The organism is uncultured Gimesia sp., assembly GCF_963972345.1.
Lineage (GTDB): Bacteria > Planctomycetota > Planctomycetia > Planctomycetales > Planctomycetaceae > Gimesia.
In genome coordinates this window covers 21,207-46,703 of record NZ_CAXAVM010000015.1, presented here as the reverse complement: position 1 = coordinate 46,703, position 25,497 = coordinate 21,207, and the positions used below count along the sequence as shown (strand labels likewise).

Here is a 25,497-nt window from a genome sequence, read left to right as displayed (position 1 = left end):
TCTTTGTCCAGGCTCCCCAACAGCCATATGTAGTGCAGGAGAGTGGAACAGGGGTTCGCCGGCAGAAAGAAGCCCCGCATTACCTGCTGCGGACATCATAACATAACAGGAGATCCTGATCCCGCAAAAACAGCTTGCCATCGACGACGACCGGGTGAGGCCAGGCCATATTTCCACTGCGATCCGGCTGGTTAAAGCGACCTTTTTCCACATATGCTTTCGGGTTGACTTCTACCAGCGCCACCGGTCCTTTTTCGCTTCTCAGATAGAGATGCCCGTCGGCACAAGTCAGTGCACCTTTACCTACAGAGCGATCCTGCCAGACAGTCTGCCCGTTAGACAGATTGATGCAGATCAATACGCCCGGGTCACTCGCGCCATACAGGAAGCCATCCACTTCCACCATTCCACCATGGTGATTTTTCATTTCGGGAGTGAAGAATGCCAGTTGCGCGTTGACTCCATTTTGAGCCGCCGATAATTGAACCAGGGCACCCCCGGTCCCGTATCCGGAAGCATAAAATATCGAATTTTTCTCCGCAAAGAAAACAGGGGCAGAGCAGTTCGCTGTTTTGTTTGCCGCCTTGTCATTCCCCCACAAAGGTCTGCCACTGGCAGCCTCGATCCCCATCACACCGGCATGTGTGAAATTCACATACTGCCTGATACCTCCAGTATTAATAGTAATGGCAGAGGCATAACCGGCCTGCGGATTTCCGGGTACATTCGATTTCCAGATGAGGCTGCCGTCCTGTTTCTTTAAAGCAACCATGGTTGCTCCCTGTCCCCCCGGAGTACAGATCAGCTGATCCCCGTCAATCAGTGGTGACTCACTGATTCCCCAGACAATATTGCGTGCGTTAAACTCCTGGAGGATATTCTTACTCCATTCCACATTGCCATCTTTGGCTGACAGACTTACCAGATTTCCATTGGCGCCCAATGCATAAATCTGATCGCCATCAATAGTGGGCGTAGAACGAGGACCATTGCCCTGATTATTTTGAAACATAGGCCCGTTGGAATGTGTCCAGGCGATTTCACCAGTATTGACATCAATGGCTATCACTGTTTCTTCATTGCCTTTTGTGCCCATCGTATACAGCAGATTTCCACTCAATGAAACAGACGAGTATCCTTCACCCAGGCCCCGCGCCGTCCATAACAGTTTGGGGGGATTCTGGTTCCAATCCTTGCTCAAGCCGGTCTCATAGGAAATATTTCGCCGATCCGGTCCCCGGAACTGCGTCCAGCCCTGTGCAGCAGGTTCTGCTCCCGATGTTACCGTACTTTTGCGTTCCTTCATTGTTTTTTTTGAACCACTGGCAGGTTCACCCGTTTTTTTTGCTACGGCCTCTCGGACGGAAAAGCGGGTGATTTCGCCCTTGGATGAAGTGAAAACCGTGGCTCTCTGCCCGATTTCAAACTGCTCGAATTCAGCAGGTTTCCCGTTGAATGTGACGGGCACGTCTGCAGGAATCAGAAAGCTTTTTTCTTTTCCCTGGCTCGATTTAATCACGACCTGTTTTTGTGCCGCAGAAACGGATTGGATTTCTCCGCTGAAGATAGCCGCCTCAACTCTGCTGCTGACACTGATCGCCAACAGACTGACCAACAAACTCAATCGACTGACAGATCGCATGAGAAATCCTTCTGATTCGGGGAAACCGGACTACAGAATCTGGTGTTAAAAAATCCGTAAACAGGACTCGATTATACTGCACTCCGGTCACGGGATGAAGCAGGAAACCTGAATTGTCGAAGTTTGAACACGTTTCTCCCGTTTCAGGATTAGAACAAATCAAACCTCTCACTGGAAATTCAAGGCCTTATTTTTGCTGCTGAGAGTCGAAAGTCATTTCTATATACACAGGTCGATGATCAGAAACCCAGGTCCAGCGATTCTCTGCTCGATGAAGTTTTATGAATCGATTCACCCAGATACCATCCAGATCCAGCACGGGTACAGGCAGTGGCCAGGTCGCCAGATAACCGTCGCCGGCTACTTCAAGGCTGTTTTGTAGAGTCTTTCTCAACGGGTCAAAGTGCACGGAATCTGCTGGTGTATTAAAGTCTCCCAGCAACAGCACCGGTTGCTGGTTCAACGAAGAGACCTGAACTGCCAGTTCGTTGAGAGCCGCTCTTCTTGATTTCAATACATTGCTGTTGATATCCACCAGAAAAACATCAGGAGCTCTGATATCTGGCCGATCGGACGCTAACTGAAGGTTCAGATAATGCCCCATATCAGCCAGCCTGCCTGCAGAAATTTCTGCGATCGGAAGACGAGAAAGAAATACAAAACCATTCTGAACAACCTGGTAGGAATGATCCGGGAATGACTGCTTCCAGAACTGCTTCATTTCAGCAGAATCAGCGCCGGCTTCGACCAGGCCGATCAGATCCGGATCGAGTTGCTGTAATTCATTGATGACATGTTCCATTCCCCAGATTCGATCACCTATATTCCAGAACAGAGCTCGCGTCACTGTCTGGTCGTGGCCTGCTGTTCTGTTCTCATTTATATTACTGAGGAACTGTGTCTTCCAGCACCAGATCCCGGTCATAATCGAGAGCAGGAACCAGATCACAGCGATCCGCCGCCAGTGCACTCTCCAGGTCAGTATGCAAAGGACGAAAGCCCCCAGACTTAACAAAATCAAAGGCGACATATAAAAAATCAGAGCCGCAATCGCACTGCTGGAGTCTCGGATCGTAAAACGTATTGAGATGGCCAGGCACCAGAAGACGGAAATCAGAAGCACGCTCGCTTTCAACAGCCAGATGTGAATTGATGTTCGCAGCCTGGGTCTGGAAGAGGGCTCCTTTAGATGATCCTGACTGTCTGCGCGCTCTGAATTCATTTCTTTGTTTTCTATTGAACCGGTTCGCGCTGTTCAGCGCGAAATTCAGTTGATTCCCTGTCACTTCTACTGGTGGGGACGGCTTAAAATATGTTATGATTCCGCTGCAGTGATGACTGCCAAAGCAGTTGCTGATACCAAATTCACCTTCAGAGGATTTCACTCACAATGAGCCAGACCCCCGAATCACGCATCCAGGAACTGGGACACACACTGCCTTCTCCTCCTCAGGCTGTGGGATCATACATTCCCGCCACCCAGTTTGGAAATGTCATTGTCACCAGCGGACAGTTGCCATTTATAGGCAGCGAATTGATGTTCAAGGGAAAAGTGGGGGATCAGTTGCATGAAGACGATGGATCCAATGCCGCCTGCCTTTGTCTGCTGAATGCCCTGGCTCAAATTAAAGCCGTGACAGGAGAGCTTTCAAAGATCAAACGCATTATCCGTCTGGAGGGGTACGTCCATTCCGCGCCTGGATTTGATCGACAACCTTATGTATTGAATGACGCCTCACAGCTCTTAACTGACATCTTTGGTGATAGAGGCAAACATACTCGGATAGCTTTGGGGATCTCAGAAATGCCCTTAAATGCAGCCGTTCAACTGGCTCTCTGGGTAGAGGTCGAGTAGTCAGCACGCTGAATAATATGGATTGCAAATCAGCTGAAGTGCCACTTTTAATGGATTGTTCAAGATGAATTGGCCCGAAACGAGGCGAGAGAAGCACGCGTATTTCAACAAACCGGCTCTATCTGCATTTTTCGTATTCCTGATGGGCCTGATTCTGTCGACGAACCTGGTGAATGGCCAGTTGCCCGAGATTAATCCCGGGAAACCTCAAACTCCGCAAGCAACCGAAGCTCCCGTCCAGCCTTCCCGTTCCCAACCAGGATCAGAACCCTGGACCTCGTTTCTGGGCAATCATCGAAATGGGATTTCCGATGAAACAGGTCTGAACCTGGATTGGAATGTGCATAAACCAGCCGTTTTGTGGCGGGTTCCCCTGGGAGGTGGTTATTCTTCAATGGTCATTGCCGAGGGTCGTCTCTGGACAATGGCCACGCATCTGACGAATGATCTCGTGTTCTGCTTCGATATCCAGACCGGGAAAAAACTCTGGTCTACTGTCGCCGCCCCTACTTATATCGATCATCAGAAACAGGCGCGCGGCCCCCGTTCTACACCGACTTACCACGCCGGCAAACTGTACTGCCTGCTACCTGCCGGAGATTTACTTTGTCTGAATGCAAACTCGGGTGAGATTCTCTGGAAAGTCAATATTTTTCAGATCAGCGGCGCGCCGCGACAGGAAGAACAGACTTTATATTACTGGGGGATGTCCGCCTCCCCGCTGATCGAAGGAGATCTGGTTATCCTTCAGCCGGGAGGAGATAACAATAACTCGGTGATTGCCCTCAACAAGGATACGGGAAAACTGGTCTGGGGAGCAGGCAACGATCCGCCCGGATATGGCTCTCCCATCGTGATTGAGACGCTGGATCAGCGACAGATTATTGTGCCGACCGGCTCATCAATCCTCTCGTTGAATCCCGAAGAAGGGAGTCTGCTCTGGCGGATTGTCTGGGGTAACAAATACAACTGTAACTGCGCTACGCCTGTCTGGAATGATGAATCACTTTTCATTTCTTCCGCTTACGGTACGGGCTGCATGCGGTTTGCTTTATTTCGTCAGAAAGAAGAAATCAGACCGATCTCTCAATGGAAAAGCCTCTCACTGCAGAATCAGTTTGCGACCAGTATCATCAGAGACGGCTATATTTATGGTCCACACGGCGACCTGGCATCTGTCTCCTATCGGTGCCTGGATATGCAGCGAGGGAAGATACAATGGCAGACCCGTCGTGTGGGAAAATGCACTCAGATCGCCGCGGAAGGGCATCTGATCTGCCTGACAGAGCAGGGGACACTGATTCTGGCCGAAGCCAATCCGACGGAATATCACGAGAAAGGCAAACTGACCGGTTTGCTCGAATTCAAAGCCTGGGCCCATCCCGCGCTGGCAGATCGTAAACTCTATCTGCGTGATGAAAAAAGACTGATCTGCCTTGATCTCCAAAAAAAATAGCCGTGCCGAAGTTAATCCCTCTGGCACGGCTTTTGATTCCTGTGTTCAAACCAGGCGGAAACGCATCACGTTGCTCCTGAGCAGCGTCTCTCAATATCTGTACCTGGGACATTACATCAAAACGGCACACCGTCTAATTCGGTTCAGAACTGTTTTCCAGTTGCTGTTTCAGTGCCTGCAACTTTTGCTGCTGTTGCTGTACCTGTTTTTCCTGGGCTTCAATTTTCAGTTTTAAAGCCTGTTTATCAGTCAAATCGATCACTTTGGGACGTTGTTGCCCCCGGCTCGGCAGAATTCGACGGGGGGGATGCTTGAGTTTCTCCAGAGCGACTTTATTTTCAGCTTTGATACGTGCCAGAATTCGATCTGCCTGATAGATCGTCCGTCGCGCTTCTTCAAATGCGGTGTGTTCTTTTCCATCGGGGCCAATATATCGCTGCCGTTGAATCAGACCACGTTGCTTCAGGCCCTCATTGTCAATTTCAGTTCCGAGTGCGTCATTTCTGCCTAATTCATTGTTTTCAATGCCACCATTCTCATTTATATCATTTTCGGCAGCGACAAGGGCATCGTAAAAGGCTCTGACCAGTCCTGTTTTTAAATCAGAGCGGTCATAGTCCCGGTAGTCCGAATCCTGTGCAATTGTGTCTTTGACCTGAGGCTCTCCCCCAGGAACAAGAACTTTGGGTTTCTGATCTGCAGAACTGAATCCGGTCATCGTGAGATAAAACCCACCCATGACAATGGCTAAAATCAGTAATCGTTTCATGATGCTGCCTCATCCGATCTATTAAGTTGAAAACAACCGCAGGTTGTATATTCATCGTACCTATTATATTCGATTCATTCCGTTTATTTCAATCTTTCTGTAACAAAAAGGGAAAACACCAGAATTTAAACAGGATACACAAATAAAAAAGGCCTGAGCTGTCTGCCCAGACCTGTTCTATACTTAATATGCTTTGCGGCCGTAATTTCTAGGAATTGATGGCATTAATTGCGTTGGCAAGGTCCATCAGTTCATTGATTAAAGCACCGCGCAATGTGGTCAACCCTGCAATAGCTCCAATCCCAATTATGGTGAGCAGCAGCAGATATTCAACAAACACAGCACCACGAACTTTTTGCTTCCAGCGCCTGGTTTGTGTTTTAATTTTATGAAACACAGGTCTCCCTTTCATATGTCCAGATAGAAAATCCTCAGAGAATGAGATATGCACAACCTGTACCAATCATTCGAAATCTGGGGATTCTACAAGCGGAGAGGAGAAGTCCGTTAAAACAACTGAAAACCGCTTGACCTCTGCAGAAAATGGATTATCAGTTCGGGCACGAATCTGCTGGGAATCAGAGCCTGGAGACGATGCAAGTGTTAACAAACAGAAACACTTGCGTTAACCTGAGTTCCTGAAGATTACATATGCGGGGAATTTCGCGAGAATGCTTAAAGCATTAACTCATTAGAGATTCATGAGTTAAGTGCTTTGATTGCGGCTTCCCGGGTATCGAAGGTTTCCCAAAGCTGATCCAGGTGAGTAACTTCCAGCACCTCAGTGCAGTATTCACTCAAACCGCAAATGGTAAACTTCCCACCTTCACGATGGTTCAGACGATTCCACATCCGGAAAATCACTTCGATAAAAGCGGAACCAAAAAATGAGGTGTGTGAGAGATCCAATACAACGATCGGGGGAGTCGCCGATTCTGCCACCTGCAACAGAACATCCGTCAAGGCGTCCAGCCTGGGTTCGTCCAAGTTTTCATATTCAGGTCCCAAAGCCACTACAGTGACCTGACCTTCTTTGACAATTTCCGGTGGATAATCAGCAGGCATAATTGAACTGTCAACTAGAGCGTCATTTGTAAAAGCCCTCTCTGGATTCAGAAGAGGACATCAAAGGAACCTACACATAGTAATCCATATCACTAAAGTGTCAACCAAGAAATGGGATTCGAGGTCCAAGAACTATCGACGCAAGTCTATTAAAACCGAATATTTATCAACGCGTCATCCTCAGCGTACTCCCCCCAGAGTCATACACATTCAGAGTGGAAAAGCAGGGAAGCAGCTTTATTGCTCGTTTTTCCAGTCCTGCAGTTTGGCTTTTACTTTCAGTTTTTGATTATTCCGAAATATCGTGAGCGTCACGACATCACCCACTTTATGTGTTTCCAGCGCATCAAGGAGTGAATTCGAGCCCACAATCGGCGTTTCATCCATTTGCAGGATCAGATCTCCCAGTACAATATTTCCGCTGTTATCTCGTCTGATTTCCAGTAAACCTGCCTGATCGGCGGCTCCACCTTCTATGATATCCTGAACCATAACTCCCTGGATCGAAGCTGGTAAAATCCCATTCTTTTTGAGTTTACCAGTCACAAAGTCATCGACTCCCGTAAAGTTCAGACTGGGACTCCGAATCTTTCCATAATCGATTAATTGAGGGACAAATCGGCTGATCAGATCCACCGGCACTGCGTAGCCAATCCCGGCATAAACATGTGATGAACTGTAGATTGCTGTATTCATCCCGATCAAGCGTCCGGAACTGTCGAGCAGGGGGCCCCCAGAGTTACCAGGATTGATGGCAGCGTCGGTCTGGATCACATTGCGAATCGATCTTCCGGTAACCGAAATAATCTCCCTCCCCAATCCGCTGATGATCCCTGTAGTCAAAGTCTGGTCCAGTCCAAAAGGGTTTCCGATCGCCAGAACGGTCTGCCCGACCTGCAGGTTGGAAGAGGATCCAATCTCAATGGGTTTCAGCTGGTCTTCCGGTACATCGATTTTTAATACAGCCAGATCCTTTGAAGGAGCAATTCCCACTGTGTATGCGGTCCGTGTTGTGTTATCGGCCAACGTCACAGTCATTTCATCTGCATTTTGGATCACGTGATAGTTAGTCACGATATGCCCCTGTCTGCCCCAGATGAATCCACTACCAGATCCCTGTGGCGTTTTCTGTTGATTCAGACTGAACCGGCTCAGTTCAAATGCAATCTCAGCTGTGCGGATATGAACCACCGAAGGCGAGGCTTCCCGAAACAGGTCGATCGTCCTGATTTCAGACTGGGTAAGATCCGTTGTCATCGGAAACTGATACGAGGTCTGGCGGAACTGACGTCTGATCAACTCGCCCGCCATCAGGACGATCAGAACGATCAGAATGAGAATTAACCAGCGTTGGATCGCTGAAGATTTTCTGGATGGAGAATCCAAGCTGTCTGTCCCTGCTTCTGAATGGATAACCTGATTTTTCCCAGCAATTGAAAGAGACTGAGTTCAGAGTGACTGGCTTGTATTTTAAGTCAGGCCACTCCGGTATCGCAACCGCTGTTTCTCTCCCTTCAGCAATCTCCGCGCTCTGATTACTGCAACCTGGCTGCAGTAGAATTCAAATCACTGACCGCTTTGATAAAACGTTTTTTCAGTTTGGGAGATAATTCCGGGAATGCAGAAACGACTTCGGGATTTAACATTTTATGACAGCGTTCCACAGCAGAACAGATCCGCTTGATGGCCTGTTCGGGAGTGATTTCAGGTTTCGCTACGACAGCGACTTCTGAGTTCGAACCTTGAGGTGCGGGGGCACCGGCTCCGGAGCGGAAAGGACTGTAGTCGCTGCCTGAACCACCCACGTCGCGCGCGTGAGCACCCACCGTGGCAGGAGAGTCAGACTGCTCGCGGGAACCTGATTCTCCCCGATCCAGTTGACCATATTCAGAGGGATCTTTTACAGAGATGGGTTCATCTGAGACAAAGGCCACTTCGGAATCGACCGGGTATTCTTCAAACGGTTCGGAAATCGAGAGATCTTCTCCATTCACAGCACGCCGCCATGCTTTTAACTCGGCAACAGTCGCCTGATTTTCTTCGGCCCACTGCAGACATTCCGGAGCATCATCCCAGGTTAATGCGATATAATAGTGTGACCATTTGAGATGCTGGTACTGTTCCCGCACATCTCCAAACGTTTCCCAGACCCGCCGCCTCTGATAGATCTGATCGCCACTCAAACCGACCATGGCACCAAAATCAGCATCGGTTCTGCCTTTGGCATATTTTTTTGTCCATTGTGCAGCACATTCACCAATCACCCAGCTACTGTCGCTCAGGGCTTCTCGGGCACGGTCAATTAGTTGATCTTCCGTCATTTTTGCTGTTGTGTCTGTCTGATCAATCATGTTATTTCTACTGGTCTATTCTGAAAATGAAAAAACTCTTCTCAATCCAATTAGAACATTTTGGGGAAAATGAGGAGAGAAATAATGAACTAATGCCACTGGAATCACCTCTGAAAGAGAGCAGGGCAGATCTATTTTCGATGCTACACGGATTTGACTTGGAATGCCACCAAAGCGGGACAGTTAGTCAACCAGAAGGTATTTTCGCTCATTTTCAGCAGATACAGTTACTGCAACCTGCTCAAAACAGGACTGATCACATCATTGTTAATATGGGTAGCCTACAAAAATTTTACCGATCGGTGGCTGCATGCTTGACCTAACTTCGATCGGTTATTAGGATTCGGTCAAATTCAGACGACGAAGAGTCGAATAATGACTGTATCACTTCTGTTGATTAAATAATTTCAACACAATAAACTCGCAAGAGTTAAGAGTTTATCAGAGTGGTAAGCACAAAATTCAGGGCGCCGTAGCCAAGTGGTCTAAGGCGGCGGATTGCAAATCCGTTATTCCCCGGTTCGAATCCGGGCGGCGCCTCTTCAGTAAAAACAGCCTCCCAATAGAGGCTGTTTTTTTTGCGCACAAATCTTTCGAAGAACGCTATTTATTTTGGCTGTTTTCAAGCTCGATCAGGAACTCTGAGTTTTTCAGACAATGAACCAGACTGATGTCGCCGGCCATTCTTCCTCTGCGATCCGTAATCTGATCTGCGGTATTCACCATTCGGTCTAAGCCTGCAGTTAATGCCTGCCTGATCGCAGCAGACTGGCTGGGCTTCAGTTCTGACAGTTCCGATCCCGAGGCATTCCACAATATCCAGGATGTAGTGAGATCATGCAGATTTGCAGTTCCCCGAGGATAATACTGATCCATCCTCAGTTCCCAGGCAGATTTTGCCTGCTGTAAACTGTCATTGAAGAACTGCTGGCTTTCTGTTTCTCGATTCTGACTTTGATAGTATTTACCCTGAACATAGTTCAAATTTGCTTTAGAGAGATCAACCAGATCCGCTCTCCCCAAACCTGCTCCATTGGATGAAAACCACTCGACAGCAGACTCAATCTGATGGAGATCTTCTGCATAGTTCATCAGACTCGTCTCATCTTTCACTCCCCTGAAATGATTCTGCTCCTGCCGGGCAATATTCACAGCACGAGAAGCACGACGGTATTCTGCCAGTCCCGCTTCCCCCACACTGAATTCTTCATTCCGAACGGAAAAATACTCATCAGAGAGGCGGGTGATCTGTCCCAGGGCAGCCTCTTGCCCATCCCGGTTGTGTGAGACTCCTGCTATTTCATAATCTGTTTGAGCCAGAATCAATCTGGCGTGCACCAGATCTCCATACCAGCCTTGAGCAGCGGGCTGATCAAAAGCCTGTAACTGTTCAACCGCTTTCTGAATCAGAGCTCTCTTCTCATTTAACAATAATTTGGCGCGCCCCTGATTCTGCACATCCGCTGCCCTGATCTTCGTATCGTAAGCAAGATTTAATGCCAGGTGATAATCTGACAGTGGGATCAGGCCCCGCGAAAAAGTATCCTCCGTCTGGCTGATTAATTGATTGGCGGTTGTGACTGTCTGTTCCAGTTTTTGCCGCAACTCACGAGAGAATGACTGTTTTTTAAGTTGATTCTGGTTCTCTGGCCTGGGAGCAGTCACTGGCGACTGCTGCACTCTTTTGCCTGCCATGTTTTCTGGCACAACATTCAGTGGAATGTAATGCCCAACATCCCCGTTTTGTTTCGCTGACAGCCCTGCATTGATACTGACAAGCGCTGTCTGGGCAGATTCTTCATCCAGAAAATTTTGGACTGACTGTCGAGTCTCTACAGAAGATTGAGAGGGCAGAGGCTGCTCAGGCAACGGCGAATGAGAACTGGAAGGAGCGATGACCAGTCCCACCATAAACAGCAGCAGAGAACAACTGATACAGAAATGAATTCGATCGCTCATAGGGATATCAAGTTACCAGAATGGATGAAGCCCTGAAAATAAATCTCCGGACATTGTCAGAGCGATCCATGCTGTTTGATTCTCGAACTTCCTGCTTTTTAAGATCGACAGGTTCTGCATCACATATTTCAAAAACTTCAGGCGGCGTTGTAATACAAACGAGATGTATTTCTGGCAGTGATCGGCGAACTGGTATGAAACGATTAACTGGACCAGTGACAGCAAGACGGTAAAGCGCAATCCTCTCCCTCAAATACAGAAACCCTTCCAATAAACTTCCGAAATAAAACCGCCTGTTATTTTACTCGGCGAAAAGTCATCAATCGATAAATGCACATACATACACATTTAAATTGGATTCATTCCGCAATTTTTAAATTTCTTCCTAGCTTTAGATCAGGTCGAATATTTACTATGAACCCAGCATTATCATCTTCCTATTTACCCCTGATTACATATTTGCTTCCAGTGATAACATTTGTTATCGTAACGCAGCCGTAATAATCGATACTACCCACCTATTCATCCCAGTCATCCATATATATGGCTTGCTCATTCGCAGGTTGGGATACTGGCTGAACATATTATTTCGACAGTTGGTTTTAGATCATCCGTTTACTTGATCGAATATAAAAGGTTCTCTGATGCACCCGCTTGGAATTCTTTACACATCGGATACCCAATTAGAGCAGAAGCTCAGCCGTCAGCTGGAAGAGATCAATCTGAATCTGAAAACTGTTTCCTGCCTGAGTGAATTGACTTGTGCCCTTCAGGAAGCAGGCCAACCTGTATTATTTATCGATTTACGAGCTGATCTCGCCAGTTCTGCTATTGATGACCGCAAGGCAGTCTTACTATACATACGCGAGCAATGCGAAGCCCCTGTCAAGGTCGTTGCTGTCATTGACCAGTTTATTCACATTGAATTACTGGAGTCAGCCAATTTTGTAACAGACTGTTATCTGGAATATCCACCGGTTGCAGATGAAATCCAGTCACTATCTGAAGACCTGGACGCCATCCCCCCGGTGGTAAAATCAGCCAGTCTGCCAGAATCGCGTCATATTTTTGATCGAAATCAGCACGTCACCACTTATACCCAGTCAATGATTCCCATTCTGGATCAGATCACAAAAATTGCCCGACATAACGTCACCTTACTTCTGGTTGGTGAAACCGGTACCGGTAAAACGACTCTGGCATCCATGATTCACGAACTCTCCCCGCGCAGCGCAGAACCATTTCAGAACATCGCCTGTGGTGCACTTCCTTCGGATTTGATTGAAAGTGAACTCTTTGGTCACCTGAGAGGTTCATTTACAGGCGCCGATCGCTCAAAAATTGGTCGTTTCGAAGCGGCAGGCAAGGGGACTCTCCTCCTGGACGAAATAGATATCCTCTCCTCCAAAGACCAGGCAAAATTACTGAAAGTTATTGAAACGGGGCAGTTTGAACCGGTGGGATCTACTGAGTCCCGTTTTTCTGAAGCACGCCTCATCGTCGCTGCGAATGTGGAGCTCGATGAACTGACCCGCAACAATAAATTTCGCTCTGACTTATATTACCGCCTGAACGTTCTCCAGTTCCGACTGCCGGCACTCCGTGAGAGACCGCATGATATCATACCTCTGGCAGTCCAGTTTATCACAGAATGCTGTGAGCAACACGGAATCACCATCACAAAAATCCATCGCAGTGTGCCTGAGATGCTCAAACAGTATCAGTGGCCCGGCAATCTGCGGGAGTTAAAAAACCAGATTCAACGCGCTGTGCTGTTTTCCAATCATGGCGAATTAACCTCTCATGAATTTTCTCCCAACATTATCGAAGATGTCAACAAGGGTCGTCAGGAAGAAATGCATCGAGCCATAGAGAGTAAATCACTGGCAGATCAGGTAGCGATCAGTGAGATGCATCTGCTTCAGAAATCGCTTTCAGAGAATGGATACCGCAAAACTGCCACTGCAAAAGCCTTGGGAATCAGTCGGGTCGGGCTCTATAAGAAAATGCGCAAGTATGGGATGCTGGAACAGGCCAAACCTGCTGCCAGAAAGAAAATTCAATCGGAAACCTAATTCAGAATTGAATGAAGCATACGAGCTGTGGTAACCACTGCGTCCCCAGCTGTTCCGCTCCCGTTGCCTACCTGGTTCAATTTCGGTTTTACAGGCCACTCTCATCAGACTGAAGACGAATTGATTCAGAGGTGTTACTGATGGAATCCCCGTAAGTCGTTGGTTCCAGAATACCCCCCGGGCGATGTTCACGGATCAGGAAATTACGCAGTTCAAGAACTGCCGGACCGAAGAACAGAATGTAGATGGGAGGCGCCATGCAGAAGATGATGGGAAACAACAGCTTGATACTGGTTTTGCTGGAATTTTCTTCAGCCCGCTGTCGGTATTTTCTTCGTACTCCATCTGCAAAATCAATCAAGGCTGTTGAGACATTCGTCCCCAGTCGCTCCGTCTGAGAAATCATTAAAGACAGGGCATTCACATCAGGTGCATCGATTCGTTTCGCAAACTGCTTTAACGCATCCGGCATGGAGTTGGCATCTGCATGCCGACGAATGATTTCGAATTCGACAGCGATATCCGGATGAGAAAATCGAACCTCTTCGGTAACACGCTCTAAAGCTGTCCGCAAGGGAACCCCACCGGTCAGACACATCATCACCAGGTCAAGTGCATCAGGCAATCCTCTCTGAATGCGATGTACTCGGCGGTTTGCCTGATTATTCAGGACAATCCGAGGCAGACCATAGCCAGCGCCCGCAATAATTAATCCCGCAACCAGAATAATTTCCGGCATATTCGAACCAGGGTCTGCTAACACACAACCAACACCGGTGACGATTAATACCAGTACTACCAGCATATTGCGTGTTGCCAGATATTCCACCAGTGCCGTTGAGCGGTAGTAACCAGCCCGCTTCAGATCGAGTTCAATTTTCTGAATTTCCTGATCAGCCTGGGGAATGACACCGGCAAATGCACGACTGAAAACTCCCACCTTGGACGTTTTATAATAATTGGCTCCCCGGTCATCGAATTTAGATTTATTTTTTCTACCAGCACGGTGGCCTGCTGCGATGGCATCTCCGATCAGGAAGATCACAAAACAGACTAACAGGAAAGTGGCAACTGTGACAATTTCGATAAACATGAATATCTCTTTAATAATCAACCGGCATCACAGGGTTTGTCAACCAGTTTGTGAAATTTCAAATCGACTTTTAATAATCTGTTCTTAAGAGGGTCGATACCCACAGGATCCCGATCACTTCCAGAACAATTGCTATCAATAACAGGACATTACCAACAGGATCGGTATAGAGATTGGAAACATGATCAGGAAATGCCACCAGTAATACGACAAAGGCCACGGGAGCGACGACTGTCATCAGTAGGGCCGAGGCACGGCCTGCCCCTGTAGAAGCTTTCATCTGACGACGATAGTTAATGCGATCACGGACTACTGCTGACATTCGTTCCAGATTGGCAGGCAGATTCCCACCCGTTTTACGGTATAGCATCAATGTAGATGTTAAGATTTTCAAATCGACCAGCTGGATGCGGCTGGAAAGTGCCTTCATGACCGCAGGCACAGATAGGTTCATATCAAGTTGACGCGCACAACGTCTGAATTCAGAACTCAATGGACCTCTGGTTTCCTCCCCTACAATCGAAATTGCCTGCTCAAGACTGGCTCCGGCGTGGGTCGCTCGAGCCAGCAGATCGATCATTTCCGGAAGCTCTTCCTGAATAGTCTGCATGCGTTTTTTTCGACGAAAGTGCAAAATAATGAGTACTGCAATCATTCCCCCTATCATCCCGGCAATTCCGGCCAGGGGCTGGTTCGAGTAGATGAAAATGCTGCCACCAGTTACTAGACCGCAGACAATCAACAGGAGGAATGCACTGAACGGTGTGAAATCCGAACCGTTCTCCAGAACCAGACGATCAAAACTCTGATCAAATCTTCCCAGCAGACTGGATGCTGGCTCTTGATCAAATACGTTATGAATTCTGCGCAACCGAGGCCGCCTGGAAAACGTCTCGCCGTTTGAACCAGCCACTCCTGCCATATCGCGGACGAACAGGTAAGCCGCCAGTGCCGCAGTTGTCACTGCAGCAAAACAAATCAATGCTATTGATGAACTGTCCACGAAAGGAGTTCTCCACTTACTTTAACGACACGACACTCAGATCCAGAGACGAAAGGCCGCTGGTTTATTTCTTATTTCTTTTCGAAGATCTGCTGACTCAATTTGATACCGGACGCTTCCATACGTTTGAGACATGCGGGGCGATATCCGGTAGCATAAAATTTACCCTGTGCTTTCCCCTGGTCATCAATTCCAGTCTGTTCAAAACCAAATATGTCTTCTACCTTGTAATCCCCCTGACTATTCAGTGAGATAATTTCAGACACTTTAGTGATGCAACGTTGTCCGCCTTTGAGACGAGAAACGTGCAGGATGATTCCTATCCCATTTGCAATATATTGTCTGATCACAGGGAGAGGCAGATCAAACCCGCTCATCGCCACCATCATTTCCAGTCGGGCCAGTGCGTCGCGGGTATCATTGGCGTGAATTGTAGTCAACGAACCTTCATGGCCTGTATTCATCGCCTGAAGCATGTCCAGTGCCTCAGCACCTCTCACCTCACCGACAATGATTCGATCAGGTCGCATACGCAGACTGTTTTTCACAAGCTGTCTCTGTGAGATTTCCCCCACACCTTCGGTATTATCTACCTTGGTTTCCAGACGAACAACATGCTTATGCTGCAACAGCAACTCAGCAGAATCCTCGATTGTTATCAATCGTTCCTCACGTGGAATAAAATTCGACAGGGCATTCAACATCGTCGTTTTACCACTGCCTGTACCACCTGAGATCAACATGCTGATCCGGGAATCCACAACGGCGGCCAGGAAGTCCACGATCTCTGGAGTGACTGATTTCTTTTCAATCAGATCATCGATCTGTAAGGGTTTTGTTCCAAATCTTCGAATCGACAGAGAAGGACCGTTTAACGCCAGGGGAGGAATGATGGCATTAATACGGGAGCCATCTGGCAGTCTGGCATCCACCATGGGATTCACTTCATCAATCCTGCGACCAACACGTGACACAATTCGCTGAATAATTCGCATCAGGTGCTGATTATCGGCGAAAATAACGTCCGACTCCTGTAATTGCCCCGCTTTTTCTATATGAATTTCATAGGCATGATTGACCAGAATATCACTCACATCCGGATCCTGCATCAGCTGATCCAGTGGTCCCAGCCCGAAAACTTCACTCAGCAACTCCCCCAGAAGCCTCTCTCGATCAATTCCCTCCAGTACAGCAGCATGATCATCGCAGATTTCCATTGCGACGGCACGTACTTCTGCAGAAAGCTCTTTTTCAGAGATCTGGGCCAGCATGGAGAGATCGAGGGAATCAACCAGTTCCTGATGGATCAGTACTTTTTGTTTCTGAAATCGCAGTTCAGCTTCCCTGTTTTCAGGCAGGTAACTGACCGGTTCTACAAAAAGTTTTTTCGTACCAAGTGATTCCATGCTAAAAACCTAAATGTGTGAAGATTTATAATCCAGTGATAAGAGAATTCAACATTCAATGAAGTTCTCTGTTAATAAACATGATCATCACTGAAATCGAAGCGTACCATGACTGGTAAATGCTGCACTGATTAAAGCTAATCCATCAACGTGGGTAGGACGATCATCCGATATCGAACAGACATTACCTGACTGCGATTACAGACCACTCACGGGTGTCGAGATCTCTGAAGTTTTATTGTCTGACTGTTTCATAGTCGTCGTTGCTTTGCCGGTGGGGAGTACTTCAGAAGCAACTGGGGTTTCGATAGCATCGATCCAGCTCTGATTTTTGTAGGCCCGGTTACCTTTGAAATGCACAGTATTCAGACTACCTCCCCGATAAATATCCATACTGGATACGCGCTGGTTGGGCATGAAGCCAAGAATATTGGAAAGTGTGAGTCGATCACTGGCGCGGCCCGCTGAAACAACCTCTGTATTTTCATTGGGGTGGCGTAGTGCCAGGCTTAATATACCATGATCTTTAACCACCTTAAGCACTTTGCCCTGTTCCGGAGAGACTTCAAGAGTAACAGGATAGTGCACATCTTTCGCATCCCCCACCTTATGTCCGGGAACAGCCTGATCTCCGACAGCAAGGACGCGCACTTTTTCAAGAAGAGTGATCGTGGTTTCAGGAATTCCCTCTACTTGATTGGAGCGGAATAATACGTCAACCACTGTGCCAGGACGGGAAAATCCAGCCACGTTACCAATCTTGTGAATGGCGACTGTCACAGCCCGATTTCCAGGTTCGAGAAGCTCAGAAATGCCAGGCCCCATTCCACTGGCATATAGCTCTATCGTGTGAAAAGGCTGACCTGCTTTAATCGCCGTCTTGAGCGTTCGGCCGGAGATATACTGTGTTGTCATAATCCGCTGTTTACCCTGCATATCATAGTTTTTCTTAAGTAGCTCGGGAGTGATTTGCAGAATCGAGATATCGTCAAGAGACAGTTTCTGACCTGGAACCAGGTCGCGCGATGCAATCGGCAGCATTATTTTCTGTGGTCCTGCTGGTGGATCTTCAGCGAGTACAAATGGTTTTGGCTTTTCATGTAGATACTGCCTCACTGTGTAAGCTGCGCCGAGACCTAGTAAGATTGCGAAAATCGCTGCTGTCATGGTTCCTGGACTAATTTTTGCCACGCTAACTTCCCTGAAAATCTTCGGTGATAGATATTTGTGTTTGGATCTCATCTGGAGTTGGCCTTCAACAGACATCAGATGAAATACACTCGTTTTTAATTACATTCATGCTGCAAATTCAGCACAAAGTACTTCGATTTATTCGCTCGTTGCGGAGATGGTAAGGTCGAGTCCGGCAGGCGCCTCATTTACTGGATCACTGATACTGCTGGAATCAATATATTCACTGGTGACACCATTAAATGAATAACTGTAAGACTGATCAAAGCTCTCGATCGCAACAGCCACATCACCAAACTCCTGAACGATCTGATCCCGCAGTGTGACAACACCTGGTAAAAGCCCCAGCAGCAGAATTGTCATCAACAAAACTGTTGCAAAAGGGGAAACACTTCCTATTTCGTCCATCCAAAATTGAGAAGCAATTCTCATTCCTATCCGATTCCTGTCTGGGTAATTCAAGATTGAATTTTAACTGATCTTACACAAACTTCAGGCATCTTATGTGCCAAAGTCTTAAGACTTTAGAAATCATCTGTTTCCGGAGGGGCGTCTCCGGAAACAGATGAGAGAATCTCAAGCAGTTTATGGACCTTCGGGTTCGGGGTCGATTTGGACGAAGATGCAGGCTGGTTCTTCATCAGCAGTATCTGTCGTAGGATCACAAAAGTCGGTCAGGTCTTCGAACATAGAACCAGCTGTGCTGGATGTGTGTCCTGTAACACCTGAAAAACTGTAACTTTGATTAATGTTTGAAATAGCTAATGCAAGGTCACCTAATTCCTGAACCACCTGATCGCGAACGGTAGCCAGACCAACAACAACACCCAGAACCAGGATTGTGCCGATGAGTACGAGTTCTGACGAGACAACAAAACCGGCCTCATCATTCCAGAACTTATTAAGCATGTTCATTCTAACTCCTCATTAATATGTGAACTGATTTGACAGTTCTTTTGAACATTTTGAAAAAATAATTGAAACATCTTCAGTTGCGAATTAAATCAGAGAATTCTTTAAGTCAATTCGCACAGTCTGGAGTGAAACTTCACTCCAATCAAAAGCCACTTCTTAGCTTCCTTCGCCAGTAGCGATCACAATGCTGATACAGTGCGAAAAGGTTCCGGGGTCTTCTTCATCAACATCACAGAAGTCTGTGTTATCGATGAAAAGCGAACCCGCTGTGCTGGAAGAGTGACCAGTAATTCCGGAAAAAGAATAGCTCTGGTTGCTGTTCGAAAATGCAGCGGCAACGTCTGCAAGTTCCGCGATGACCTGATCACGCAATGTAGTCAGTCCGACAATCATGCCGAGAACCAACACTGTAGCGATCAGCACTAATTCTGTTGAAACGACGAAACCATTTTCATCATTCCAAAACTGCTGAAACATATTCATTCGTACTCCTCACATAGATCAAATGGTTAATTCCTACCCGATGCACCGCAAGCGAAAGCGGCTATTAACACCAAAGCAGATTAACTCGTCTGCATACGCCCAGCGCAGACGTTGCAAAAATACAGCAGACGATGTGCCATTTTGACCTACAGCCCATATTTTTCGCATTTTCACTCCACAATGCACCTTGCGCTTTCTCACGATAATTGAAGAAAACCTCATCACCGCTATAACCATCAACAATTAATCCGGGCACCAATTCCATAAATAATTGGATTGAATGGCAACCGGAGAATGTTACGGTACCACTGCGTTTCCAATCGTTAACACTCTGCAGCAAAGCGTTACCCATGATACACAAGCAGTGGCATTTGGATTCTCAAGACGATCAAACAGAGATTGAGAGCCAGAAATCTGACGACAGGTCAGTCAGGGAAGTGATTAAAGACGGTCAGTGACTTGAGCGGGTGCTGGGAGTTGAATCTGGTGAGGAAATTTTCCACGCCAGAGCGCCAGGGCACGTCCTGCATGTGACAGGAAGGTATAGCTGGCTTTAATCTCAGATTCAGGCATCTCCTGGATCGTCTCCACGAGCCAGTGCCCGGCTTTCTGAAGGGTTTGATCGGGAGGCAGTACTTCGGGGGGTGCCAGTGACCACCATTCCATGGCATGCCCCGTCGCCAGAACCCGGCGGGCGACGGGAGTGAATTTACTTTCCGAAGCCAGATCCAGAGGTTGACCGTCCCAGTTTTTATCCCAGAATCCTTCTTCGGACTGGTTTTTGACCAGCAGGCTGGTGATCCCCTGCAGATAGCTCACAACTTTCTCACGACCTGCTTCAGTCAGGATCGGAGTCTGTTCATCCACTCGGAGCAGGATCACAAGTGCATGTAATCGATGATTACCATAACAGACGCCTTTAACAGGTGGTTGTCGCATGATCCTTTCCGAGATCACATCGAAATTGATGTATTGCCCTTCGGTCGTCATCCAGTCCCTGGCGCTGTTCATATACAGGGCAAATACGACAGCAGACCATTCATACTCAACCTGATTCAGAGTGAAAGATCGCATTGCTTCCCCGATCATCACTGACAGTGACGTCTCGCCCTCTGAAGTCACCACCGGATAATCAGCGGGCGTTCCTACCTCTGCCAGGGTAGCAAGAGTATGATCTTCGTGGCTTGATGTCGCTAAACTTTCCTGCACCCGGGTCCTGACCCCATATTGATTATGGACTAATAAGGGATCGGTCTTTTCCCCCCAGACATCTCCAAATCGGCGATGGTCCAGTAGAATATCCCGCATTTCAATACCTGAAAGTGACTGCGGATCATCAAATTCTGCTTCGATTCCCCAGAAACGGAGTGCATGATCTACATGATTGATTTGTGGTGACTTGCCTCTGAAGCGGGGCTGAAGGCGATTCAGCACTTTTACGAGATCCTCGTCGGAAACAATCTCCAGCCGATTATACTCAGGTGCCACAGACAGAGGATTCAAGCGCAATTCCGGCAACTGCTTCTGCAGTTCCCAGCTTTGAAATCGAATGGCCCCCCAGGTGATGACAACACCGATCAGGAGCAGATGAAAACATAGAAATCCTGCCATTTTCAGCCTGGATTTTAACGACATGACTTGAGGACTCATGGCTGCACCTCCTGTTTTTCGTCGGCAGGTTTTTCAGCATCCTGAACCTCACTCTGACTGGCGGCAGCAATTAACTCTGGTTCCCGTGACACCACTACACTCAGATCATCTTCGTATACCACCTTGAAACCTTTCAACTTGCGCACCTGCCTGGCGAGTTGGACCTGTTTCTCCTTATGCACAATAAATGTGGTCACAGCATATTTTTCTGCAACCGCATGCCAGCCTCGATTCGCCCTGGCAATCCCCAGGTAATCCCTCCAGACCTGAGGCGGCGTGAGATGAACGGCATTGGTTGTCATAAATACATTCATCTCCGCGGGCCCATCCCAGACCAGCCAGTCTCCCCACCACTGCGGATTCCAGACCTGCCCCTGAGGAGGATGCTCTTTTAAAAACTCCGTCAATTTCCGGGGGGTTCCCTGGCTGTAAATTTTATCCAGGGGCCGGGGTTTCCCACCAAATAACGGCGTTGCAATATTCGAAAATGCGAAACCAAACCAGACGATCAATGCACAAACGGCTGTTATTAAAGGCGTTTTTCGGTACCAGAAAGAAACAGGCTGTTTTGAATTGTCATTTAAAACAGGAACAATTAACTCTCTCCGCGGAATTACATTTGTCAGATGAGGCACCATGGCATAGACAAAGACCACAGAAAACCAGCCAATCATTCTGACTCCCACAATCACCGCCAGGGACAACAGTCCCACCCGCAGCATATCTGCTGTCCGAATTGGCGTCCGGCTGTGGCGGAACAGGCCCAGCATCAACACCCAGGAGGCACAGAACCAGATCCCCTCGGCGTCTCTGAACTCAAGTGGCTCCCACTCCAGTACATCCTTCAGGTTGGGATTCCTGGGAAATGTCAGCGAGTTGAGAAACAGATCCATATGATAGGGGTTGAGCAGGGCTCCGCAGACCGCTAATTCAGTCACTACCAGCCAGCATCTGACCCAGGGATCACTACAGACCTGTACCAGGCTTCGGGTACGCCAGCCCACTTCCAGGACTCTACCCAGAAATTGCAGTCCCAGAATGGCCAGTCCCACAACAAAAGACCCATGCAGGTTTGCCCAGGCCAGAAAAATGAGAGGGATTCCCAGGTAAAGCGCCAGCAATAAGGCCAATGGTGCTTTTTTTCCGGAATTTTGGGTGTCATCACCTGGTTTGGCTGTTCGGTTCCAGACATCATATTTTTCTGACCAGGCCATGATCACCAGCATCAAAGCCACACACAACGTTCCAAAAATCTCGGGACGAATAATCGCGATCCGACTGGAAGAAATGACCACCAGCAGAAATGACGCCAGGGTACTGATGCCAGCGCGACCGGTTTTCAGATAAAACGCCAGCCAAAAGAGAATATGGCTCGTGAATACTGTTAAAGCGAAGACGTGAGATAAGCCCCGTACTCCAAATGATGCATAAACCTTGGCAAACAATACCTGTGAGAGCCAGGCGGCATCAATACTCTTAACCCCGTCCGCCAGAGCGAGAAAAGGGTCGTACACTGGTAGACTCTGATGCGCAACAATCCATTCGCCGTAGGAAACATGTCCCCAGATGTCTGAATAAAATATATGGACATTGCCAAAGTAGAAAAACAGCAGCGCAAACCAGAGACAGGTTACCAGTTGAGGCCATCCCATCGAGAACATTTCACGGTAAGACCGCTCTTCACTGTCAGAATGTTGTGACTCCAGTGTCTCGGGATAAGAATCAACCGACATAACGCATTCCACTATTGAAACGAACGACAAACACTAAATTTACGTTGAAAATCGAGGGATCTCGAGGCGCACCTCGAAAGCTCGCGAATTCATACCGCAAACAACGTTCCAAAGAATGGATGACACTGCTCAAAACCCGAGACTGAAGGGGAGCAGCAGTTAAGAATGCTGAACATTCTGTAAATTACAAAATCGTGTTTTGCAGCATTAGAAAAGACGGATCGGAACTCAGATCGGATCTGCTCAGACCACGATCTCCCGCCGGGCCAGTTGCGAAATCAGCGTCTCGGTATCCGTGAAGACTTCTGCCTGCATCCCCAGCAGGCGCGCCTGACTGATATATTCGACGATATCATCTGTATAGAAGGCTTCCTCAGGAGCACACTGGATTTTTTTCAGGGCACATTGGAAAATGGCGGGTTCCGGTTTGATGGCACCGGCAGTGTAGGAAGTCACATAGTCATCAAATCGCTGCAGAACTTCAAATTCATTCCAGATGAACTCAAAGTGAGATACACACGTATTTGAGAGAAGCACCAGTCGATATCCCTGAGTTTTTAATGCATCTAATACCGGGATGATGGTACTGTTGAGTTCAAAAATGTCCGAACCAGCAGTCTGCAGCGCCTGAATATCGACGGATTGCCCTACCGTCTGCTCAAACCAGCTGTGAAATTCAGCAGGAGAAAGCCTGCCCCGTTCGTATTCCCACTGGATTCCGGATTCAATCAGCAGATTCTGAATTTCCGCGCCGGACCTGCCACACAGCCCCCCCATCTGTTCACACATCTTATCATGTGAAAAAAAAGCGAGCACATTCCCCATATCGAACAGAAAAGTACGTATCAAGGCAAAGGCTCCTGAATTCAGGGTGATGAAAAAAGTGCGAACTGGAACATCGTCCATATTTCTCCCTCGCATCATAAATATCTCCCCGCTTCATACCAGAGGAATATGACCCGCGAAGTTTTATTTACCCGCTTACGGAACAGGAGAATAGACCTCTTATTGACGCTATCGGGTTATTTTCTTAAATTGCCGGTAGATAAGAACTTGATGAGAGCCCTTAGTTCTGGTTCCTGTCACATTGCAAGTTCAGGTTCGATTGATGTTCTGTGCCATCTTTCAATCCTGATTTATTTACATCGTGGAGAGAATAATAGATGGAATTCGAAGATCAATCTTCCTACCCCACCGGGGAACCAGGCAAAGAGTGGCCTTGCCTGCGACAATTTTGTGTGTTTATGGAAAACCGGGTCGGGTATCTCCATCAACTCTTAAAACTGCTGGAAAAATTTGATCTCAGAATCATCGCTTTAAGTACGGTGGATTCGGTCGACGTGGCAATGAGTCGGATCGTGCTGGATAATTACGAACACGCCCGGGAGATATTTGAACTCTCCAATTACACCTTCTTTGAAAAAGACCTGATCGGTGTCGAGCTTCCCGATGACACACAGCCTTTCATGCGTATCTGTCTTTCGCTGCTGCAGGCTGAAGTCAACATCGATTACACCTACCCGCTGCTTTATCGCAGACACGGCAGAGGTGCCATCGCGTTATGTGTCGATGATATCGATCTGGGGATCAGAACTTTAACAGAGCAGGGCCATCGCATCATCACTGAGAAAGATCTGAAAGACGACGACGAATACATTTAATCAATAGACACGCCATTCAGCTTTGAGGAATCGCCTGTGATTTACCGGTCTGCGCTGCCTCGTAGCACGCGTAGATGGTTCGAATGATTCTCAAACTCTCGCGGCTGGTCAACAGGGGGTCCTGATCATTCGCCACAGCTGAAACTGCTTTCTCGACAGCAGGAGTATAACCACGGGGCTCAGTCGATTTATCAAATTTCAACGTTTTGCCATTGTGATTCAACGTCCATTCCAGATGCCGTTCTTCAAAAGGCAGCATCTCCAGCCAGCCTTGACTCCCCCAGATTTTAATCATCGACTGGTAACCCTGCTTCAAATAATAACCCGCGGTCAAAGTTCCCAGAAATCCGGCAGCGTAACGAAACGAAAATGCTGCCGAGTCTTCCACATCAATCGGTTGTCCCCCCACCAGAGCTGTAAACCCTGCCACATCGGTAATGGATGATTCCGTCAGATACATCGACAGATCAATCCAGTGAATCCCCAGCCACGATAAAAAGCCCCCGCCTGCCTGATCCTTGTGGGCATACCAGCTTTTGTGATAGGCGGGTCTTGCCAGCCGCGTCTGATCTGCCAGCAGCGTCATTTCCACGCCGTAGATTTTTCCCAGCGAACCTCCCTGAATCAAAGACCGGGCAAACAGAATCTCGGGATTCATGCGATTCGCCAGCGCCAGTGATAAATGCAGATGTTTGCTTTCCGCCTTCTGAACCAGAGGCTCAAACTGCTGCACACTCAGACATGCCGGCTTCTCAGAAAATACATGACAGCCATTCTCCAATGCCAGGTTTATGGCCTGCGGGGCCTGTCTGGCCTGCATTGTCACCAGTGCCAGATCCGGTTTTTCCTGCTGAAACAGAGTTTCGGGTTGATCATATACGGCAGTCAGTTTCGAACCGAGCTGACTTCGCGCCGCTTCCGCCTGTGTCTGTCCCGGATCTGACAATACCACATTCTTCACTGCCTTTATCTCTTTTAACGCCGTAAAGTAAGCACTTAAATGCGCTCCCGTTTCATTCGTCAACACAGCAACTGTGATCCGCTTCTCCATTCTTCGTCCCCTGAATCATCTGATAGTTTGCTGAAGCAGCTCAGCGGCTCAACATTGCAATTGAAGCTATATCGTATATTTTATATTACTATACCCGTTCCGCATGCCGGCTTCCAGAAGGGACTTCTTTTTCAGGAAC

At 47.8% G+C, this 25,497-nt stretch carries 23 protein-coding genes and 1 tRNA gene; 5 read left to right on the top strand and 19 right to left on the bottom strand.

Features of this window, described 5'->3' with window-relative positions; genetic code table 11:
• Positions 1–79: 79 nt before the first annotated feature.
• Positions 80–1,642 carry a PQQ-binding-like beta-propeller repeat protein gene (locus tag AACZ40_RS04370; RefSeq protein ID WP_291178742.1) on the bottom strand — a complete coding sequence of 521 codons (1,563 nt, stop codon included), beginning with the start codon at positions 1,640–1,642 and terminating at the stop codon, positions 80–82.
• A gap of 187 nt (positions 1,643–1,829) precedes the next feature.
• Entirely contained in the window at positions 1,830–2,864 is a 1,035-nt protein-coding gene (locus AACZ40_RS04365) for an endonuclease/exonuclease/phosphatase family protein (RefSeq protein ID WP_291178739.1), read from the bottom strand.
• Positions 2,865–3,032: 168 nt separating this feature from the next.
• Between AACZ40_RS04365 and AACZ40_RS04360 the strand changes: the two genes are divergently transcribed.
• Together AACZ40_RS04360 and AACZ40_RS04355 are read left to right on the top strand one after the other, a co-directional pair.
• Complete coding sequence (locus AACZ40_RS04360) at positions 3,033–3,497, top strand: RidA family protein (protein WP_291178737.1); 465 nt, start codon at positions 3,033–3,035, stop codon at positions 3,495–3,497.
• A 64-nt stretch (positions 3,498–3,561) separates the two neighbouring features.
• Complete coding sequence (locus tag AACZ40_RS04355) at positions 3,562–4,953, top strand: PQQ-binding-like beta-propeller repeat protein (RefSeq protein ID WP_291178735.1); 1,392 nt, start codon at positions 3,562–3,564, stop codon at positions 4,951–4,953.
• A gap of 133 nt (positions 4,954–5,086) precedes the next feature.
• Here the strand turns inward: AACZ40_RS04355 and AACZ40_RS04350 are convergent, their stop codons facing one another.
• The 5 genes from AACZ40_RS04350 to AACZ40_RS04330 form a co-directional block, all read right to left on the bottom strand.
• Positions 5,087–5,722 (bottom strand): hypothetical protein, encoded by a 636-nt coding sequence (locus tag AACZ40_RS04350; protein ID WP_291178733.1) that lies wholly within the window; start codon positions 5,720–5,722, stop codon positions 5,087–5,089.
• A 208-nt stretch (positions 5,723–5,930) separates the two neighbouring features.
• Positions 5,931–6,119, bottom strand: coding sequence for a hypothetical protein (locus tag AACZ40_RS04345; RefSeq protein ID WP_291178731.1), 189 nt, complete (start codon positions 6,117–6,119; stop codon positions 5,931–5,933).
• 302 nt (positions 6,120–6,421) lie between these two features.
• On the bottom strand, positions 6,422–6,787 hold the full coding sequence (locus AACZ40_RS04340; protein WP_291178728.1) for an STAS domain-containing protein: 366 nt from the start codon (positions 6,785–6,787) through the stop codon (positions 6,422–6,424).
• Positions 6,788–7,024: 237 nt separating this feature from the next.
• Positions 7,025–8,173 carry a trypsin-like peptidase domain-containing protein gene (locus AACZ40_RS04335; RefSeq protein WP_291178725.1) on the bottom strand — a complete coding sequence of 383 codons (1,149 nt, stop codon included), beginning with the start codon at positions 8,171–8,173 and terminating at the stop codon, positions 7,025–7,027.
• A gap of 149 nt (positions 8,174–8,322) precedes the next feature.
• Positions 8,323–9,138 (bottom strand): hypothetical protein, encoded by an 816-nt coding sequence (locus AACZ40_RS04330; RefSeq protein WP_291178723.1) that lies wholly within the window; start codon positions 9,136–9,138, stop codon positions 8,323–8,325.
• Positions 9,139–9,604: 466 nt separating this feature from the next.
• Here AACZ40_RS04330 and AACZ40_RS04325 point away from each other — a divergent pair.
• Positions 9,605–9,678: transfer RNA gene (locus tag AACZ40_RS04325), tRNA-Cys, on the top strand.
• A 63-nt stretch (positions 9,679–9,741) separates the two neighbouring features.
• Here AACZ40_RS04325 and AACZ40_RS04320 read toward each other — a convergent pair.
• Positions 9,742–11,097, bottom strand: coding sequence for a hypothetical protein (locus AACZ40_RS04320; RefSeq protein ID WP_291178720.1), 1,356 nt, complete (start codon positions 11,095–11,097; stop codon positions 9,742–9,744).
• Positions 11,098–11,741: 644 nt separating this feature from the next.
• On the opposite strand from AACZ40_RS04320, the gene AACZ40_RS04315 reads away from it, so the two are divergent.
• Positions 11,742–13,172, top strand: a complete 1,431-nt coding sequence (locus AACZ40_RS04315; protein WP_291178717.1) for a sigma-54 dependent transcriptional regulator — start codon at positions 11,742–11,744, stop codon at positions 13,170–13,172.
• Between the two features lie 88 nt (positions 13,173–13,260).
• On the opposite strand, the gene AACZ40_RS04310 is transcribed toward AACZ40_RS04315, so the two are convergent.
• From AACZ40_RS04310 to AACZ40_RS04265, 10 genes are all read right to left on the bottom strand, one after another.
• A complete protein-coding gene (locus tag AACZ40_RS04310; RefSeq protein ID WP_291178714.1) occupies positions 13,261–14,265 on the bottom strand; it encodes a type II secretion system F family protein in 1,005 nt (334 codons plus the stop codon).
• A gap of 70 nt (positions 14,266–14,335) precedes the next feature.
• Positions 14,336–15,268: a type II secretion system F family protein gene (locus AACZ40_RS04305; protein WP_291178711.1), complete on the bottom strand. Its 933-nt coding sequence runs from the start codon at positions 15,266–15,268 to the stop codon at positions 14,336–14,338.
• A 71-nt stretch (positions 15,269–15,339) separates the two neighbouring features.
• Positions 15,340–16,674, bottom strand: a complete 1,335-nt coding sequence (locus AACZ40_RS04300; protein WP_291178708.1) for a CpaF family protein — start codon at positions 16,672–16,674, stop codon at positions 15,340–15,342.
• Between the two features lie 198 nt (positions 16,675–16,872).
• Positions 16,873–17,940 (bottom strand): Flp pilus assembly protein CpaB, encoded by a 1,068-nt coding sequence (cpaB, locus tag AACZ40_RS04295; protein WP_339673406.1) that lies wholly within the window; start codon positions 17,938–17,940, stop codon positions 16,873–16,875.
• A gap of 63 nt (positions 17,941–18,003) precedes the next feature.
• Positions 18,004–18,297 (bottom strand): hypothetical protein, encoded by a 294-nt coding sequence (locus AACZ40_RS04290; protein ID WP_291178702.1) that lies wholly within the window; start codon positions 18,295–18,297, stop codon positions 18,004–18,006.
• A gap of 153 nt (positions 18,298–18,450) precedes the next feature.
• Positions 18,451–18,780, bottom strand: coding sequence for a hypothetical protein (locus AACZ40_RS04285; protein WP_339673404.1), 330 nt, complete (start codon positions 18,778–18,780; stop codon positions 18,451–18,453).
• Positions 18,781–18,936: 156 nt separating this feature from the next.
• Positions 18,937–19,263, bottom strand: a complete 327-nt coding sequence (locus tag AACZ40_RS04280) for a hypothetical protein (RefSeq protein ID WP_291178699.1) — start codon at positions 19,261–19,263, stop codon at positions 18,937–18,939.
• A gap of 441 nt (positions 19,264–19,704) precedes the next feature.
• Complete coding sequence (locus AACZ40_RS04275; RefSeq protein ID WP_291178696.1) at positions 19,705–20,913, bottom strand: hypothetical protein; 1,209 nt, start codon at positions 20,911–20,913, stop codon at positions 19,705–19,707.
• Positions 20,910–22,646, bottom strand: coding sequence for a hypothetical protein (locus tag AACZ40_RS04270; protein WP_291178693.1), 1,737 nt, complete (start codon positions 22,644–22,646; stop codon positions 20,910–20,912). Before AACZ40_RS04270 ends, AACZ40_RS04275 begins: the two co-directional genes overlap by 4 nt.
• A 243-nt stretch (positions 22,647–22,889) precedes the next feature.
• Positions 22,890–23,495, bottom strand: coding sequence for an HAD family phosphatase (locus AACZ40_RS04265; RefSeq protein ID WP_291178690.1), 606 nt, complete (start codon positions 23,493–23,495; stop codon positions 22,890–22,892).
• Between the two features lie 314 nt (positions 23,496–23,809).
• Between AACZ40_RS04265 and AACZ40_RS04260 the strand changes: the two genes are divergently transcribed.
• The gene (locus tag AACZ40_RS04260) at positions 23,810–24,307 is read left to right on the top strand and encodes an acetolactate synthase (RefSeq protein WP_291178687.1); all 498 of its coding nucleotides are present in this window, start codon (positions 23,810–23,812) and stop codon (positions 24,305–24,307) included.
• Between the two features lie 16 nt (positions 24,308–24,323).
• On the opposite strand, the gene AACZ40_RS04255 is transcribed toward AACZ40_RS04260, so the two are convergent.
• A complete protein-coding gene (locus tag AACZ40_RS04255) occupies positions 24,324–25,358 on the bottom strand; it encodes a Gfo/Idh/MocA family oxidoreductase (protein WP_291178684.1) in 1,035 nt (344 codons plus the stop codon).
• Between the last annotated feature and the right edge of the window lie 139 nt (positions 25,359–25,497).

Coding starts and splice junctions, on each gene's coding strand:
- AACZ40_RS04370 (WP_291178742.1), bottom strand. CDS start 1,642: ATGCGATCTGTCAGTCGATTGAGTTTGTTGGTCAGTCTGTTGGCGATC.
- AACZ40_RS04365 (WP_291178739.1), bottom strand. CDS start 2,864: ATGAATTCAGAGCGCGCAGACAGTCAGGATCATCTAAAGGAGCCCTCT.
- AACZ40_RS04360 (WP_291178737.1), top strand. CDS start 3,033: ATGAGCCAGACCCCCGAATCACGCATCCAGGAACTGGGACACACACTG.
- AACZ40_RS04355 (WP_291178735.1), top strand. CDS start 3,562: ATGAATTGGCCCGAAACGAGGCGAGAGAAGCACGCGTATTTCAACAAA.
- AACZ40_RS04350 (WP_291178733.1), bottom strand. CDS start 5,722: ATGAAACGATTACTGATTTTAGCCATTGTCATGGGTGGGTTTTATCTC.
- AACZ40_RS04340 (WP_291178728.1), bottom strand. CDS start 6,787: ATGCCTGCTGATTATCCACCGGAAATTGTCAAAGAAGGTCAGGTCACT.
- AACZ40_RS04330 (WP_291178723.1), bottom strand. CDS start 9,138: ATGATTGATCAGACAGACACAACAGCAAAAATGACGGAAGATCAACTA.
- AACZ40_RS04320 (WP_291178720.1), bottom strand. CDS start 11,097: ATGAGCGATCGAATTCATTTCTGTATCAGTTGTTCTCTGCTGCTGTTT.
- AACZ40_RS04315 (WP_291178717.1), top strand. CDS start 11,742: ATGCACCCGCTTGGAATTCTTTACACATCGGATACCCAATTAGAGCAG.
- AACZ40_RS04310 (WP_291178714.1), bottom strand. CDS start 14,265: ATGTTTATCGAAATTGTCACAGTTGCCACTTTCCTGTTAGTCTGTTTT.
- AACZ40_RS04300 (WP_291178708.1), bottom strand. CDS start 16,674: ATGGAATCACTTGGTACGAAAAAACTTTTTGTAGAACCGGTCAGTTAC.
- cpaB (WP_339673406.1), bottom strand. CDS start 17,940: ATGTCTGTTGAAGGCCAACTCCAGATGAGATCCAAACACAAATATCTA.
- AACZ40_RS04290 (WP_291178702.1), bottom strand. CDS start 18,297: ATGAGAATTGCTTCTCAATTTTGGATGGACGAAATAGGAAGTGTTTCC.
- AACZ40_RS04285 (WP_339673404.1), bottom strand. CDS start 18,780: ATGAACATGCTTAATAAGTTCTGGAATGATGAGGCCGGTTTTGTTGTC.
- AACZ40_RS04280 (WP_291178699.1), bottom strand. CDS start 19,263: ATGAATATGTTTCAGCAGTTTTGGAATGATGAAAATGGTTTCGTCGTT.
- AACZ40_RS04275 (WP_291178696.1), bottom strand. CDS start 20,913: ATGAGTCCTCAAGTCATGTCGTTAAAATCCAGGCTGAAAATGGCAGGA.
- AACZ40_RS04270 (WP_291178693.1), bottom strand. CDS start 22,646: ATGTCGGTTGATTCTTATCCCGAGACACTGGAGTCACAACATTCTGAC.
- AACZ40_RS04260 (WP_291178687.1), top strand. CDS start 23,810: ATGGAATTCGAAGATCAATCTTCCTACCCCACCGGGGAACCAGGCAAA.
- AACZ40_RS04255 (WP_291178684.1), bottom strand. CDS start 25,358: ATGGAGAAGCGGATCACAGTTGCTGTGTTGACGAATGAAACGGGAGCG.